The organism is Lysinibacillus sp. GW823-FHT06C08 (genome assembly GCF_058795135.1).
Genome location: NZ_JBXAHN010000003.1, coordinates 109,285 through 125,933, shown reverse-complemented (window position 1 = coordinate 125,933; position 16,649 = coordinate 109,285). Strand labels below are relative to the sequence as shown.

Genomic DNA, 16,649 nt, shown 5'->3' with positions numbered 1-16,649 from the left:
CTTTTCTTTTATCTATTTACAGTTAATGCTTCATAAATTGTAGAAACCTAACATGTTCTTCACAAATTATCTTTTAGCTAGTTTTTTCACGATTTGTGCTGTTTTTTCAGCTGCGTCACGTATATCTTTTTCCGTTAAATCCTGACCAAAGCTAAATCGGATCGAGTTTCGTAATTCCTCTGTACCTTGCCCAAACATCGCTACTAACACATGTGATGGATCAATCGACCCAGCGGTACATGCAGAACCACTAGATACACAGATTCCTGCCATATCAAGATTCACTAAAAATGATTCTACTTCCATGCCCTCAAAGCTAATATTTAAAACATGTGGCAATGACTGCTCTTCATCACCATTAACATGGAACGCTAATTTTTCCTGTGAAAATACATCCAGCATAATTTGCTTAAAGTGATTGTATAGTGAACGCTTTTCTTCACGCAACTTATTTGCAACTTGTATAGCCGTCGCAAAGCCAATAATTGCTGGTATATTTTCAGTTCCTGCACGACGTTTTTTTTCTTGTGCACCGCCTAATGCATAAGTAGCTAAAGGTGTTCCAGCCTTTTGGAAAAGGAACCCAACTCCTTTAGGCCCATTAATTTTATGAGCGGACACACTCAATAAATCTACTTTTAATTGAGCCACATCAATTTGTTCTAAACCATATGCTTGAACGGCATCTGTATGGAAGGTAGCTTGATGTCCTTGTAATAGCTCACCAATTTCTGCAATAGGCTGAATAGTACCCACTTCATTGTTCCCATACATAATTGTCACTAAAATCGTATCATCACGAAGTGCTTTTTGGACATCCTCTACAGCTACACGCCCTGCCTTATCCACGGGTAAATAAGTCACATCAAAGCCATCTCGTTCAAGTTTCTCACATGTATGTAACACCGCATGATGCTCTACTTGTGTTGTAATGATGTGCTTTCCCTCTTTAGCTCGTGCATAGACAGTCCCCAGAATGGCCGTATTATCAGCTTCAGTACCACCACTTGTAAAGATTATTTCTCCCGCATGAGCACCAATAGACTTGGCTAAAATGTCGCGAGCATCATCAAGATATTTGCGCGCCTCTCGACCTGCCCCATGGATACTGGATGCGTTGCCAAATACGTGTTGCATAGCAGACGTCATCGCTTCTATAACTTGGCCATTCATCGGTGATGTGGCAGCATGATCGAGATAGATATATGAATTCATGTTGAAAACTCCTTTTTAATAAAAAACGCTGGAACCCACATTATTTATCATAATTTTATGAAAAACATTCAGCATGAAATTCAATACAAACAGCTAAGTGTTTGATTTCACCGTTTATTTTTCAACTCAACTATGATACGTATGGGGAGCAGCGCTTTAGCTTAAACATTTTAAATATAGAACATATAGCCTTCCGCTACATTTTCTTCTGTGTATTGTGCTAAATCTTCAATTGTTGTTGTATCTAACACATTTTTTACTGCGTCACGAATGCGCAACCATAACTCACGTTGTGGTGCTTCCTCGTTTTCAATACCCTCTACTGGTTGAATTGGCCCTTCTAGTACACTAATAACATGGGCTGCAGAAATTTCGCTCGGTGGATTTGCTAGCATATAACCACCATAAGCGCCACGTACACTTTTTACTAAGCCTGAATTACGAAGCGGTGACACTAATTGCTCTAAATACGCCTCTGAAAGCTCCTTTTCGGCAGCAATTTTACGTAAAGGGATAGGACCCTCTCCGTAATGCTTTGCTAATTCAATCATAATCGTAAGCCCGTAACGGCCCTTTGTTGAAATTTTCATTTTATCACCCTCAATTAGTCTAGTCAAAATTACTACCAACAGTATATCATAATCTCCTCTTGATGAACTCGGAAATACACCTAGAAGGATATGATATACTAAATAATGCGATTCAACATTGTTCAACGATCCACTAGTAGCGCTGAATTTAAGTGCAAAAAAATGGATAAATAAAAAATGACAACGACTGAAAGGGGGATTTATTTTGCACAATGAACCACTTGCTTTTCGAATGCGTCCTTTAACACTTGATGAAATTGTAGGTCATCAAGATTTTATTGGTCCAAACACAGCTCTATATAAAATGATTCAAAATGAACATGTCCCTTCCATGTTGCTCTACGGAGAACCCGGCATCGGCAAAACCTCTATTGCAAATGCAATTGCAGGAAGCTCTCAGCTCCCTTTCTTTGCACTCAACGCGACACGAGCTGGCAAAAAAGATGTGGAAGATATTGTCCAAGAAGCTAGAATCTCAGGAAAAGTTCTACTTTTTTTAGATGAAATTCATCGCTTCAATAAATTACAGCAAGACACTTTGCTACCACATGTGGAAAATGGCTCGATTGTCTTAATCGGTGCAACAACTGAAAATCCTTACCACGATGTCAATCCAGCGATTCGTTCTCGCTGTGGTGAGATTTATCAACTTAAACGATTAACGAAGGAAAATCTAATGGAGCTTGTAGAAAAAGCACTTGCAGATGAAAAACGAGGTTTAGGTAAATATCATTTTGTCTTAACACCTTCACAAATTGAGCATATTGCAGAGGCAGCTAACGGAGATGCCCGAAAGGCATTAACGTTACTTGAATCCATTTACTACGCAAGTGATGAAGTAGAGGGGCAAACGATTGCAGCCGACCATATTATTGATCACTTAATTAGTCGAATTGGTGTTTATGGTGATAAAAAGGGCTCACATTTTTATAATTTACTTTCTGCCTTGCAGAAGTCTGTCCGTGGCAGTGATACGAATGCCGCGCTATATTATTTAGCACATTTATTAGAAACGGGTGATTTAGTGGCTGTCAGCAGACGTTTACTTGTCATGGCGTATGAAGATATTGGCCTTGCCAACCCTGAGGTGGGTTCTCATATGCTCGCCGCGATACAGGCAGCAGAACGTCTTGGATTACCAGAGGCACGCATCCCACTTGCAAGTGCAGTTATTGAAATGTGTTTAGCATCAAAATCTAATTCAGCTATCCTGGCAATCGATGACGCGATAAAGGCGATTCATGATGGTAAAACGGGTGATATACCTCATCATTTGCGTGATGCTCACTACGCTGGGGCAACAGATTTAGGTCATGTTGGATATCAATATCCTCATAACACACCAATCGGGACTTTTGGCGGCTGGGTAGATCAGCAATACTTACCTGATGAGCTGGTAGGAACCGAGTTTTATAAACCCGTTATTGCTGGTGAGGAAAAACGTATGGCTAGTATCTATGAAAAACTTAAATCTTTTCATCAAAATATAAAGTAGTTTTCCTAGAGCAAAGTCATTACTTCTACCATTAGAAGAGACTTTGCTTTTTTTAGCGATACCATAAAAAAAGAACCCACGAAACTTTAATGGGCAAATACATCCACTTTCCAACACTTACCACGGTTGAAAAACTAGAAATAATTACAAAAGTTCACGTAGATTCCTATTTGTATAGTCTATTTTCAGACAATAGAGTGTCTTCCACTGTCTAGACATTCATTTCATGATCAACAAATAATTTAAACTGTTGAAGACATTGCTTCACATCACCCTTTTGTACAAGCACTTCATTGCGCAACGTAGTCACTTTTTCTTTATCCTCTACGACTTCAGACATGAGGGCAAAAATATCTGTTAATAATTGCTCATTTTCCTCTTGATCGATACTAGGTAAAGAAGTAGCAGCAATATGTAATAACTTCTCGATTTTGTCTGGCGTCTTTTGTAAAGCATTAGATGAATAGAACGTTGAAGCCGCTAAAAAATAACATAACTTGGCACTACAGTCGATAAACAAATGCCAATACGTATTTGCACTAGGAATCTCCCCTGCCCGATGATCGATATATTCCTTATAAAAAGTTGTTACTTGTATATATAAAGGATTTAATTCTCGCATCGCTTTCGGATAATTATCAGATGTGTCTAAGTAATCAAATACAATGGCATTCATTTTCTCTTGAAGCTTGACAATATCTAAATGATCTCGAATAATTTGAATTTCCATTTTCCCACTCTCCCATTTGTCATTTGTTGATTCCGCACTTAATGGCTATTTTTGATTAGCTCAAAGCATCCCAAACAAACTGATCGATTATCTATTGGAATTATTCAAATTATAGCAATAAACCAATTAGAGTAGTGGAGACATGAAAAAAATAAGACAATTTCGTGAATTAATAGCATTTTATGCACATAAGAAGAACTATTTTGGTAAAATTATACCCTTTGTACATAATCGTCAAATAACGCTTGTTCCATAGTTCGATCAACAATTTCCACAATGCTTCCCTGGACATATTTTTTAATACGCTTATTAGGGATATAAAAATAAGCATTGTTTTTTATTAACCATTCACTTAATGTTAGGTCGCTATCAGCTTGTTGATTCGTTAATATGTTCTTATGCCGCAAAATATCGGCCATTTTATAAAAGCCATCTGACAATTCATAGGCAGATACATCAAAATTAAAAATGGGGCTTACAACCTGTCCAATATCATAAATATGTATCGTTTGCTTTTCTTCATCTATAGCTAACTCGACAGTGCTTATTTCATCGAAAAGGTTTAAACCTCTATACTCCATTTGATAAATTTTATCCATCTGTATACGCCTCCTTTTTATAACGGTCTTATTGTAACATAGAAAAAGTAGCCCCCCTACAAACAATAAAGGCGGCTACTTCTATGAATTTGATTCATTATGCTGTTTTGTGAAATCCTATAGACTAATAACCTTGTACGCGTGTGATTTTCACATCTTTTAAAATCGTATTAACAACCCAGCTTGCTGCAATTAATCCAGCTACTGATGGCACAAAGGCATTGGAAGAAGGCGGCATCTTCGCTTTACGAATTGCAGCATCCGGCTTCCCTACATGTTCAACAACATCTGGACGTACAACAATCGGACTTTCATCTGAAAACACAACCGTCACACCTTTATGAATGCCTTCTTTACGTAACTTTGTACGAATAATTTTTGCTAGTGGATCTGTATGTGTTTTAGAAATATCTGCTATTTGGAAGCGAGTAGGGTCCATCTTATTCGCTGCACCCATACTAGCAATAATAGGAATATTACGCTTTAAGCATTCCTTCATAATATGAATTTTATACATGACTGTATCACTTGCATCGATTACATAATCAATGCCTTGTGCAAAAAATTCTTCATACGTTTCTTCCGTATAAAACATATGCATATCAATGACTTCACAGTCAGGATTAATATCTGCAATGCGCTCTTTCATAATAGCTGATTTAGATTGTCCAACTGTAGATAGATACGCCACTAATTGTCTGTTCACATTAGTAATATCTACATTATCCTTATCGACTAATATAATTCGGCCGATACCACTTCGTGCACATGCTTCAGCAGCAAATGAACCGACGCCACCTACACCAAGAATAGCAACCGTTGTATTTTTTAATTTTTCGAGACCCTCTGTTCCTATAGCGAGCTCGTTACGTGAAAATTGATGTAACATCCTGACACTCTCCATCTATGAAATTTTATTAGTAAACCTAGTTAAATACTAAGATAAAATCAAAACCTATATTACATTTTATCATGTTATTCATCAAGTGAAAATTATAAAGAAAAAAATAGAACAATTGAATCGATTCAATTGCTCTATGCTTCATTATACATAATTTTTTTGAAAGGTCTCTACAAAAGAACTACTAAATTGGACGTTCATTTGTTGAAGTGCCGCAATAACAGCTCCTCCTATTGGGGGTAATACAGGGGTCTTAAAACGGAACGGTAATGTTTCCTCCCTTGCCATCGCTTGAAGCCTTGGAACAAAATAATTTTCATTCGTAAACACGCCCCCACATAGGACGACAGGCACTTCTTCCTGCCCCCACACCATTCGTAAATAACATGCTTTAATGGCCTTAAAATAGTTTTTACAGGCTTCTTCAATAATTCTCTTAGCTACTAGATCACCATCCTCAGCCGCTGCAACAATATAGGCACTCAATGGCGCGATAATTGTGCGTGGATGCTCTTCTCCATAAACAGAGGCGATTAATTGTGGCACATGTTCTACAGAGAAATGTTTCAGCACAGCTTCTGTCAATATAGTACTTGGTGCTCTGCCATCATAGCTTTGTAGCACAGCCTTTAGTAGCTGGACGCCTAAATCATAGCCGCTTCCTTCATCATCAAAAAGATACCCCCAGCCACCTACTCGATGAAAATGCTGCTGCTTATCATATCCCATCGTTATAGCGCCTGTCCCCGCGATTTGCACAATTCCTGCCTTTCCAAGTGTACCCGCATAAAGAGCGATCAACGCATCATTATCGACTGTAATGGACGCGGAGCTACATACATATTGCCGCAATATAGATTCCACAATGCTCTCGGCTTGAAGCTCCTTGACACCCGCCATACCCGCAAAGCAGCTAGTAATCTCTGCCACTATTTGATGGTTTTGTTGCTGCAAGCTTTGCATGATTGAATGGATAGTTGCTTCGAAATATGGTTGATCCATAGCTGTAGGGTTACTGCGAGTCGTTTCGATTTGGGCAAAACATTGACCTTTTTCATCACAAATAACCGCCGCCGTTTTTGTGCCACCACCATCAATGGCTAAAACATACATAACACCATATCCTTTCTCATAAAGAAAAAGAGATTGATGACTCAATCCCTTCCTCTCTTATTTTCATTTCGTAAACCCAAATGACGACCACGGTTGAATGTGTGCTAGTAAAAACTGTTCTTCTTCCACAACACTTGCAACAACATTACTTGACCCAGCATTCGGGATTTCCTTTCGTACAATTTGTAGCTCTCCTTTATAACGAACATCCAAATTATTATCGATCGTGACATCGCCCACCTTTAATGGTCGTGTATCATGTACAGGAAAGTCCCCATTTTTATATTTCACGCGAGATTGTGTACTCCGAATCACATATTCAGATACATCCCCTCGATTAAAATGTGGTTCCTTATAAAGGATTGTTTCCTCTAAAATACTCGTGTCAGCTGACTGAACAAGTTTTAATTCAAGCTTATGGCGATTTAATTGTCCTAAAGCTCGTATTTCTTCCTCCGATGCATACATATTACCAATGATGCAATCATCGATTAACCCCGTGTGCCATAAATCTTTTGCTTGCACCGTAATAGAAAGGTGACGGTGCTCCTCCAATGTTGGTAAACCTTGTTCCGTTACTTCCCATGGTCCAAACTTTCCATACTGTGAGGAAATCATTGCAGCCGTTCGAATATTGTTTGCTTTAAACTGTCGAGAGGTTTGTAAAAAATGCTGACGAGATAAGCCTGTAAATTGTCTTGGATAAAAATTATGACAGCCGATAATATTTTCTTTATTTGGACGGTAGGATAAAATGTTGTCTACATATTTCGTACCATTGCTTATATTTAATTCAATTTTTAGATTACTTTCATCAAGTGACATGAATGCTTCTTCCTGACCTGAGAAACCCATGTCTAAACGTAATGCTGCCAAATGGTAATGCTCTTTCAAATACCCTATATCTCTATAGGTTAAATTTAGCTCTTGAAAAACGGCTGGCGCAATATCGGCAGAGATGTCAAACCCTAACTGCTGTGCGAATTGATTAATTTGCTGTAATTTCTGCCGTTCTTCTTCCTGCTTTAATGACATCAAACATGTAAAAATACGATCAAAACCGTTGTCATGAGCTAGCTGAACATAGCGCTTCATTTCGTCTAATGTACTATGCTGTGGATACAGCGAAATACCTAATCTCTTCACTTCAAACCCTCCGTTAGTAAACGCTTATACTTCTACCTTTTGACCTTCTGATTGGGCTACAGTTGATTGTTCATTCTGTGCCGCTAAAGCAGCTTTTTGCTCGTTTTGCTTCGCCATGCGATTTGCCATAGACAGGAATGGCAGGTAAATGCATATAGCTACTAAGATTAATAAGATACTCAATACTGCTCCACGCCAAGATTGTGTTACTAAGAAACCATTAATAATCGGTGGTGTCGTCCATGGGACCGCAATTGTTGCTGCAGGCACAAACCCCCATTTTGTTGCAAAGAATGCAATCGTCACATTGACCATTGGTGTTAAAATAAATGGTACAAATAAAACTGGATTTAATACAATTGGTAAACCAAATAATAATGGCTCGTTAATATTAAATAATCCAGGAGCAGCTGATAGCTTACCTACTGTATTGTACTGTTTGTTTTTACGAGCAATAATGAAGATGGCAATAATTAAGGCAATCGTTGTACCTGAACCACCCATATTAATAAATGCATCAAAGAACGGTTTATTAATAATATACGGTGCTACTTTGCCAGCAGAAATAGCTGCAACATTCGCATCGATTGCTTGAAGATTAATGGATTGCATAAATGGCTCGATAATATTTGCGCCATGTATACCAAATGACCATAAAAACGTAGGAATGAAAGCTAAAATAAGACCAGCTACCCATGTATTTGTTAAGCCCATAAATGGCTCTTGAATTGATGAATAAAACGATCCAATAATATCTGGTACATCAAAGCCAGCCGAAATGATCGTCCGAACTAATGCAAATAATCCAATCGTAATAATTGCAGGCAGTAAAGCAGCAAAAGATTTGGATACAGCCGATGGTACACCTGCAGGCATTTTAATCAATAGTTTAGAGTTGCCAGATAATCGTGAGAACAACTCCGCGGAAATTAAGGCCGTTATGAGGGCAACAAATATTCCTCCCGTACCTGTCGTTAATCCCGTTAAACCACCTTCCCCAAACGTACCAAATGTCATATAACCGGCAAGTCCGATAACCCCTCCGGATAATGCATCCTTGTCATAACTTTTTGTCAAATGGTAGGCAACGGAAAACGCTAATAATAGTGAGATGATTCCAAATGTTGCGCCCCAGACATTGCCTCCAAACTGTGTCCATGTCTCATGTTTCCAAATGGCATCGAGTGCATTTTGATAAAATTTGATAGGCAAATTATTAATAAGTACAGCCAGTGATCCTACAATCGTCAAAGGCATGATCGTAATAAATCCATCACGAATGGCAACTAAATGACGCTGATTCCCAACCTTAGCAGCAACCGGTACAAATTTTTCTTCTAAAAAACGGAACATTCTCATACACTCCCTTTGCTTTTTATTGTGACATCAAAATTTGATGTTACTCCCCTTTGATTCGTTCATATAATTCGATCATTTCCTGCGCTAGATCACGAAATGTAATAGCGTTCATTAAATGATCTTGCGCATGAATTAATAACATCGATACTTCGACTTTTTCTCCCCTTGCTTCCTGCGATAATAAACCTGTTTGAGAATGGTGTGCTTCGATTAATGCCTCATTCGCTAATTTAATTTTTTCCTTTGCTGCGTCTATCTGTCCCTTTTTTGCCAATTGTAGAGCTTCCATGCATTCACTTTTTGTATGTCCACTATGAACGATAAGCCCCATAATGGATTCCATTAATGCAGTTTCTTCCATCCCCCTTGAGCCTCCTTTAACCTATTAATTGTAATGCTTGCTGTAAGACTTTTTCGCCATTCATCATGCCGTAATCTGCCATATTAATAACATCGATTGGGAAATCCATGTCCTTGAATTTTGTTTCAAATGAGCCCTTTAAATAGCGTACTTGAGGACCTAATAACAGCACATCAGCTTTTTTAGTCGCTAGTACTTTTTCAACCTCGCCTTCTGCAATTGCATAAATATCTGCCTCAATATTTTGCTCCTGTGCAGCTTTTTGCATCTTGGATACTAATAAACTAGTACTCATACCAGCTACACACACTAACATAATATTTTTCATTTCAAACACTCCTTTTTTTCATTTTCCAACAGTGTAATCGCTTACTTAATCTGAGAATAGCACCTATTGGTATATACCACAATATATTTTTTACAGTAATTTTCTCCTTATGAAAGTGTTTACAAAATTGGGCTATTGCACTTTTATAGAAAAATAAACGATTCTACTTAACTGGTATAGTCCACAAAAGAATTCAAAAAAATTTTAATTTTCCTGACTATTCATTCCTTAAAAATACTCATAAAACGCTGGTTTTTCAGTAGGTAATGCCCACTGCCATTGCTGGATAATCTTCTCTTCTATAGGTTGATTGGCATATATAACAGCATCTTTTACTGACAGATAGCCAACCATCATTGCAGAAAAAAGATTAATAGGTAATGTTAACATATGCATGTCACTGATCGAATTTGTCTCAATTATTGAGACATGGCCACTTTTATTTATTTGATAGATCTGTTCATTCCAAGGACAATACTTATCTTCAATACAGACATACAATGTTTCTTGAATATCCTTCCATGGATATTGCTTCATAAATGCATGAGCATCTACTACTCTGACCATCACATCCTGTTTAACTTCCTTTTTAAATTGTGGCTCTTCGAAATAAAAGCCAAATGGCCTATGATTGGAAGTAACCCCTTTCATACTACTGACACTCGCTGCATGAGATGTCATGTAACGCCACATAGCTTGTTCTGCTGAATAATTTGCTACGATAAAATCTTGAATGTCAAACGTACCCTGCTGGATCGTATAACGGATATATCCCTCTAAATGACCCTCGTTAAAATAGGCAGCAAAATGACTATCAGGGTTCCTTCTTTCAATTCTTTTCCACCATGCATCATCACGAATCATACCACCATTTTGAGCAATAGCCATTGCCTGATGAAATTCCTTGATCTTTTCGAAAAGCTCGGAGTCTGGCCATTCAAAGCTCATCCGTTTGACGACATCTAATTGCTTCCCAAATGAAGGGAACATCGATTGTGGTATTGTGTAATATAATTTCTCAAAGAACAACTCCCATCCGAAATGACGATAGAAGGACACAGAAAATGGTGCTAACACAGAAATGATTTGCCCATTTTCACGCATATTTTGTAGAGCTTCTGTCATCAATTTTTTTATAATTCCCTGCTGACGATACTCAGGATAGGTAGCGACAAACCCTATGCCTCCCATCTTGTAGCTAATACCATGCACGGTCATATTGAGTGGTAGAATTAATAGCTGCCCCACTACCTTTTTGGCATCATAGGCACCTAGTGTTGCACTATGCTCAATCCAATAGTGAAAATCCTCTCTACGTGGCCCAGTGTATTTATTTGGAAAACAATAATCTCGTAATTGATGGATCTGCCCATAATCGTTCGGTGAGACGATACGAATGTCCATATAACCACCCCTTTTAGAACTGAATATTCTTATAATTAAATAGCTAAAAATCTGTTAAAGGAGATTCAACTGCAGTGGTTTGTAAATCAACCACTGCTAGAATCCTTAAAGCATTTCCCCTATTTCCTTGGATACCATAATATCTGTTATAGTTTGAAATACTTTTTCAACATCTGGTCCATCCGCTGATATTTCCACTACACTTCCTGGTTTAACCCCTAATGACATAACACCCATAATAGACTTTAAATTTACGGCCTTCTCTTGAAAAGTTAAGGTAATATCACTTTCGAATGGTGTAACCGCAGTGACTAGTAATGCAGCGGGTCTTGCATGTATTCCTTCGGGTGTAGTAATTTTATATATTTTCTTCATTCATAATGCCTCCATTTTCATGTAAAATCTATTCGATCTTGATAATTGGCAATCATTATCTCATTATGTGACCAATCGGAGTCTACATTATTGCTAACAAAAATGGGCAGCTCGGTTGAAGTCTTGGCAATTTCCTCAATAACTTCGCTGAATAAAGCATTCAATAGCAGCGAACCGATCACTGTCGATGCAGGTGCATATTGCATGTTTTGAGCATGTGCATGTAGAACTCCATCACCAATAGGTATATGAGTGTTAATAACTAGATCTACCACTTCTTCCAGTCGTAGTCCACAATGATGACGTGTTGCCTGCTCCCTATAATCAAGTGATTGGAGAGATAGGACAAATACGTTTGCATGTTTGGCTAATAAAGCTGCATCAATCGGTGCTGCATTTCTACCAGAAGTTGAAATCACAATACAAATATCATTTTCACGAAAGTCAAATTGCTCTTTATGTTGTTCAATAATTGCTGGGTCCTTTTCGTTAATAGAAGAGGCTATAGCTCCTGCATGTAATGCTAGAGGTTCAATAAAAATCGGACGTACAGGTACTAAACCACCCGCACGATAAAATGCCTCCTGTGCTAATAGCTGTGAATGACCACAACCGAATAATTGGATAATCCCACCTTTTTGAAGGCGTTGCACAATAATTTGTGCCGCTTCCTTTATACAAGCAGACTCCTGCTCCTTCACAACCTGGATCAGCTTTTCAATTTCAGAAAAATATGCATCCATATAATCACCTTTTTATTTCACTTATAAATTTGTAACGATCCGCACGATACGTACTACGTACAAGCTCAAATGGCCGACCGTCAGATAGATAACTCGTACGTTTAATAATTAAAACAGGCGCTGTTTGATTAATTTGCAAAAACTTTCCATCCTCTTTCGACACAATCGCTGCTTCCATTTGTTGGACGGCATTACCAATTTTCTGATGGAATTTTGCTTCGATTAATGCATATAACGAGCCCATTATTTGCTTCTCATCCAACTCTGGATATACTTTCACAGGTATATACGTTTTTTCAATCGCCATTGGCTTGGAATCAGCATTTCTTATTCGCACGACAAAAAACACTTCTTCTCCGGGCTCCATCATTAAATCCCTTGCAATATCCACTGGCGGTATAATTTTTTCAAAACGTAATACTTTACTACTCGGTTCCATTCCTCTTGCTCGCATATCCTCAGTAAAACTTGTTAAGCCTTTTAACGGTTGCTCTAATTTTGGATTGGCAACATAAGTACCTCTTCCTTTTTCACGATATAGCAAACCGCTATTCACTAGATTGGTAATGGATTGACGAACAGTCATTCTACTAACATCAAACTGTGCAGAAAGCTCTCGTTCTGAAGGTATTGTTTCTCCAATTTTGTATTCTTCTAAATAAATTCGTTGTTTAATAATCTCTTCTATTTGTATATAGATAGGTATATGAGAATTTTTCTCTAACAATTCTTGCACCTTCCTTATCGCCTCATTTATGATTTCTCAAATACAACTTTACCTCGACAAATAGTTTTTTGCACATTTAATTTTTGATCAAGCAATACAAAATCTGCATCAAAACCTTCTTTGATTCGCCCCTTCTTGGACAACCTTAACTGCTCCGCAGCATTTGTAGAGGACATGGCGACTATTTCTTGAAGTGAACAATTTGTAACAGCCTTCATATTTTTTACTGCCTGTTCCATCGTTAAAATACTGCCAGCTAATGCACCATTTGCTAAATGAGCACCTTTTTCACTCACAGACACTGTTTGCCCGCCTAAATCATATTCGCCATACTGTAATCCTTTCGCGCGCATCGCATCCGTAATAAGAATAATGCCCTTTGCACCTTTCAAACGATAAGCCAACATGACTGATTGAGGATGACTATGCACAAAATCGACAATGAGTTCAACTTTAATCTTTTCATCTAGTAAAGCCCCACCGACAACACCAGGGTCACGATGATGAAAAGGCCGCATTTGATTATATAAATGAGTGGCCTGATTTACTCCTAAAGCTACTGCTTTATGGACTTCATCTATTGAAGCGTCAGAGTGACCAATAGATGGAATGACCTGAAAGTCTCTTAGTGCTTCAAGAAATGGAAAGCCACCCTCTATTTCTGGTGCTATCGTGATTTGTCTTATTTGATGGTTACTAATATTTTGCCAATGGGCAAATTGCTCAATCGTAGGACTAATCATGTAAGCTACTGGCTGAGCACCAGCGCGAATTTTTGAAACAAATGGACCTTCCACATGTATACCCAATACATTGGCTTCTCCTTCATGACGTTGGAATTCCGCTACATTCAATAAAGCGCTTTCAATTTTACTGATGGATTGCGTCATTGTCGTAGCCAGAAAACTTGTAACACCTTCTTGCACTAAAGAGCTAGCCATCGCATGTAAAGACTGTTGAGTAGCATCCATCGTATCATGGCCTGCTGATCCATGAATATGCATATCAATATAACCTGGGAGCAGAAACCAATCCTGATCTGTACCATCTATATAGTGAGCTGCCTCGATATTTAAGTTACAGCCTATTTGAGCAATTTCCCCGTCCTGAATAAAGAGATCACCCTCAAATGGTTTCCCTTCAGGATTAATCATTGTGACATGGGAGATTAATAGCGTATCCTTCAAAATTTCACCTCCAGCTAAATTTTTAAAGCTTCGAGGAATTTTCACCATTTCTTATAAGGTATAGTTGTCTATACCAATTATATGCTCATTTTCCAAAAATAAAAAGCTATTTTTTCTATTTTCTAAATTTTTCATACACTGTTTTGTCCCTTGAAATAGTTCTGGATAAAAAAGCTAAGATACGTGAGGGGTTGGTATATATACATTTGCACATAAAAAAGGAGCTTTTTTATAAGCTCCTTTTCAATCCTATGTATAGGACGAATCCCAATTGTGCCGTAATGCCAAGAAACATTCGTTTTGAACCCGCAATTTGCAGGGGGGTGCCTGCTTTGCAGCTTTAAACGTCCCGCTCCGCTAGGGGCATGTTTGCGACCACAAAATGAAGGCTCCCGATTCGATAGTGTTCGGTCAAAACTGTGAAGTAGAATTAGCAGTTAGACAAACACATCAGGATTCGTATTACAGTTATCATAGCACCACTTTTCTGATAATTCAAACGATTTTATCTAATAATCTATAATTTCTTGAGAAAACGCAAAAAATACCTAGATTCCCAACAATTTTTGCTAGGAAATCCAGGTATTTTGCATTATAAATTATTTTCTAAAAGGTTTAATTGCCAAGCTTAATTCGCTAAGTTGCTCAGTAGATACTTCACTTGGTGCTTCTGTCATTAAGCAGCTTGCACTTGCTGTTTTCGGGAATGCAATTGTATCACGTAAATTGTGACGACCTGCTAATAGCATCACAAAGCGATCAAGACCAAATGCAAGTCCAGCATGTGGTGGCACACCATATTCAAATGCTTCTAATAAGAAACCGAATTGGGCTTGAGCTTCTTCTTCGGAGAAACCAAGTAATTCAAACATTTTTTCTTGTAGGTCACGTTCATAAATACGTAGTGAACCACCACCAAGCTCATAGCCGTTTAATACGATATCATATGCCTGTGCACGAACAGCTCCTGGATCTGTATCCATTAACGGAATATCCTCGTCAAACGGACGTGTAAATGGATGGTGAGCTGCATAATAACGACCGTCCTCCTCAGAGTATTCAAATAATGGCCAGTCTGTAATCCATAGGAATGCAAATTGTGATTCGTCGATTAATTCTAAGTCTTGACCTAATTTCGAACGAAGTGCCCCTAAAGAAGCCGCTACAACAGATGCTTTATCCGCAACGAATACTAGAATATCGCCAACTTCTGCACCCATTCGTTCGATTAATGCTGCCGCTAACGCCTCATCGAAGAATTTTGCGATTGGGCCATTTAAGCCTTCCTCTGTTACCTTTAACCAAGCAAGTCCTTTAGCGCCGTAAATACCAACGAACTTAGTTAGTTCATCCATGTCTTTACGAGAGTATTTGTCAGCCGCACCTTTAATATTGATACTTTTAACTTGTTTTCCTTGTGCCACTGTATCAGCGAACACTTTGAAACCACAGTCTTCAAAAACATCATTTAAAGCTACTAATTCTAATCCAAAGCGTACATCTGGTTTATCAGAACCATAACGATCCATTGCTTCCTGATACTTCATACGTTGGAATGGTGCAGGAATATCAATCCCTTTTACTTCTTTCATGACTGCTTGGATTAATCGCTCGTTCATTTCTAAAACTTCTTCTTGTGTTAAGAAGCTTGTTTCAATGTCCACCTGTGTAAACTCAGGTTGACGGTCAGCACGTAAGTCTTCATCACGGAAGCAACGTGCAATTTGGAAATACTTCTCAAAGCCAGCAACCATTAATAATTGTTTAAATAGCTGAGGTGATTGTGGTAAAGCATAAAATTCACCTTCATGGACACGTGATGGTACTAAATAGTCACGAGCACCCTCTGGCGTTGATTTTGTTAAAATCGGAGTTTCAACCTCTAGGAAGCCTTCGTTTTGTAAGAAGTTACGGATTGTACGCGTAACGTCCGAACGCATTTTGAAAGTATCGAACATAACTGGACGACGTAGGTCAAGATAACGGTATTTTAAACGTAGATCTTCTGATACGTCAGTGCGATCTTCAATTTGGAATGGTGTAGTTTTTGCTGTATTAATGACGACTAAATTCGTCGCCTCCACCTCGATTTTACCGTTTGGTACATTCGGGTTGATTTGGTCCTCTGTACGTAGGATAACTGTTCCTTCTATTTCAATTACATACTCACTACGCACTTTATCCGCCAATGCATGCGCTTCTGCAACGTCTGGACTAAAGACTACTTGTGTAATACCTGTACGGTCACGTAAATCAATGAAAATTAATCCACCAAGGTCACGACGACGCTGTACCCATCCTTTTAATACGACTTTTTCGCCTTGTAACGTTTCTGAAAGCTCGTTACTAGCATGTGTTCTTGTAGCCATTGTTAAA

General features: G+C 38.3%; 17 protein-coding genes and 1 other RNA gene. 1 reads left to right on the top strand and 17 read right to left on the bottom strand.

The genetic code is table 11. The features are described from left to right. Positions 1-66 precede the first annotated feature (66 nt). A complete protein-coding gene (locus AC1Q6O_RS10660; protein WP_089986669.1) occupies positions 67-1,215 on the bottom strand; it encodes a cysteine desulfurase family protein in 1,149 nt (382 codons plus the stop codon). Positions 1,216-1,385: 170 nt separating this feature from the next. After that, positions 1,386-1,805 (bottom strand): cysteine metabolism transcriptional regulator CymR, encoded by a 420-nt coding sequence (cymR, locus tag AC1Q6O_RS10655; protein ID WP_008181126.1) that lies wholly within the window; start codon positions 1,803-1,805, stop codon positions 1,386-1,388. A gap of 205 nt (positions 1,806-2,010) precedes the next feature. Between cymR and AC1Q6O_RS10650 the strand changes: the two genes are divergently transcribed. Then, the gene (locus AC1Q6O_RS10650) at positions 2,011-3,300 is read left to right on the top strand and encodes a replication-associated recombination protein A (RefSeq protein WP_043990780.1); all 1,290 of its coding nucleotides are present in this window, start codon (positions 2,011-2,013) and stop codon (positions 3,298-3,300) included. A gap of 211 nt (positions 3,301-3,511) precedes the next feature. Here the strand turns inward: AC1Q6O_RS10650 and AC1Q6O_RS10645 are convergent, their stop codons facing one another. From AC1Q6O_RS10645 to aspS, 15 genes are all read right to left on the bottom strand, one after another. Continuing rightward, positions 3,512-4,030, bottom strand: coding sequence for a hypothetical protein (locus AC1Q6O_RS10645; protein ID WP_043990781.1), 519 nt, complete (start codon positions 4,028-4,030; stop codon positions 3,512-3,514). Positions 4,031-4,242: 212 nt separating this feature from the next. Continuing rightward, positions 4,243-4,629 (bottom strand): hypothetical protein, encoded by a 387-nt coding sequence (locus AC1Q6O_RS10640; RefSeq protein WP_008181131.1) that lies wholly within the window; start codon positions 4,627-4,629, stop codon positions 4,243-4,245. A gap of 124 nt (positions 4,630-4,753) precedes the next feature. Continuing rightward, positions 4,754-5,518 carry a tRNA threonylcarbamoyladenosine dehydratase gene (locus tag AC1Q6O_RS10635; RefSeq protein ID WP_008181132.1) on the bottom strand — a complete coding sequence of 255 codons (765 nt, stop codon included), beginning with the start codon at positions 5,516-5,518 and terminating at the stop codon, positions 4,754-4,756. 156 nt (positions 5,519-5,674) lie between these two features. Continuing rightward, positions 5,675-6,688, bottom strand: a complete 1,014-nt coding sequence (locus tag AC1Q6O_RS10630; protein WP_342530181.1) for an N-acetylglucosamine kinase — start codon at positions 6,686-6,688, stop codon at positions 5,675-5,677. Positions 6,689-6,706: 18 nt separating this feature from the next. Beyond that, positions 6,707-7,789: a DUF871 domain-containing protein gene (locus tag AC1Q6O_RS10625; RefSeq protein WP_008181136.1), complete on the bottom strand. Its 1,083-nt coding sequence runs from the start codon at positions 7,787-7,789 to the stop codon at positions 6,707-6,709. 24 nt (positions 7,790-7,813) lie between these two features. Beyond that, positions 7,814-9,142, bottom strand: a complete 1,329-nt coding sequence (locus AC1Q6O_RS10620) for a PTS sugar transporter subunit IIC (RefSeq protein ID WP_089986670.1) — start codon at positions 9,140-9,142, stop codon at positions 7,814-7,816. A 46-nt stretch (positions 9,143-9,188) separates the two neighbouring features. Continuing rightward, entirely contained in the window at positions 9,189-9,509 is a 321-nt protein-coding gene (locus AC1Q6O_RS10615) for a PTS lactose/cellobiose transporter subunit IIA (RefSeq protein ID WP_008181140.1), read from the bottom strand. 16 nt (positions 9,510-9,525) lie between these two features. Then, a complete protein-coding gene (locus tag AC1Q6O_RS10610) occupies positions 9,526-9,837 on the bottom strand; it encodes a PTS sugar transporter subunit IIB (RefSeq protein ID WP_029986797.1) in 312 nt (103 codons plus the stop codon). A 228-nt stretch (positions 9,838-10,065) separates the two neighbouring features. After that, positions 10,066-11,241 carry a GNAT family N-acetyltransferase gene (locus tag AC1Q6O_RS10605; protein ID WP_089986671.1) on the bottom strand — a complete coding sequence of 392 codons (1,176 nt, stop codon included), beginning with the start codon at positions 11,239-11,241 and terminating at the stop codon, positions 10,066-10,068. A 105-nt stretch (positions 11,242-11,346) separates the two neighbouring features. Continuing rightward, a complete protein-coding gene (locus AC1Q6O_RS10600; RefSeq protein ID WP_008181145.1) occupies positions 11,347-11,616 on the bottom strand; it encodes an HPr family phosphocarrier protein in 270 nt (89 codons plus the stop codon). Positions 11,617-11,633: 17 nt separating this feature from the next. Continuing rightward, a complete protein-coding gene (locus tag AC1Q6O_RS10595) occupies positions 11,634-12,359 on the bottom strand; it encodes a sugar isomerase domain-containing protein (RefSeq protein WP_008181147.1) in 726 nt (241 codons plus the stop codon). 4 nt (positions 12,360-12,363) lie between these two features. After that, positions 12,364-13,086 (bottom strand): GntR family transcriptional regulator, encoded by a 723-nt coding sequence (locus tag AC1Q6O_RS10590; protein WP_025114380.1) that lies wholly within the window; start codon positions 13,084-13,086, stop codon positions 12,364-12,366. Between the two features lie 26 nt (positions 13,087-13,112). Then, a complete protein-coding gene (gene nagA, locus AC1Q6O_RS10585; RefSeq protein WP_346037728.1) occupies positions 13,113-14,273 on the bottom strand; it encodes an N-acetylglucosamine-6-phosphate deacetylase in 1,161 nt (386 codons plus the stop codon). Positions 14,274-14,533: 260 nt separating this feature from the next. Continuing rightward, a non-coding RNA gene (ssrS, locus tag AC1Q6O_RS10580) (6S RNA) lies at positions 14,534-14,733 on the bottom strand. A gap of 139 nt (positions 14,734-14,872) precedes the next feature. Continuing rightward, positions 14,873-16,642, bottom strand: a complete 1,770-nt coding sequence (gene aspS / locus AC1Q6O_RS10575) for an aspartate--tRNA ligase (protein ID WP_008181154.1) — start codon at positions 16,640-16,642, stop codon at positions 14,873-14,875. Positions 16,643-16,649 lie beyond the last annotated feature (7 nt).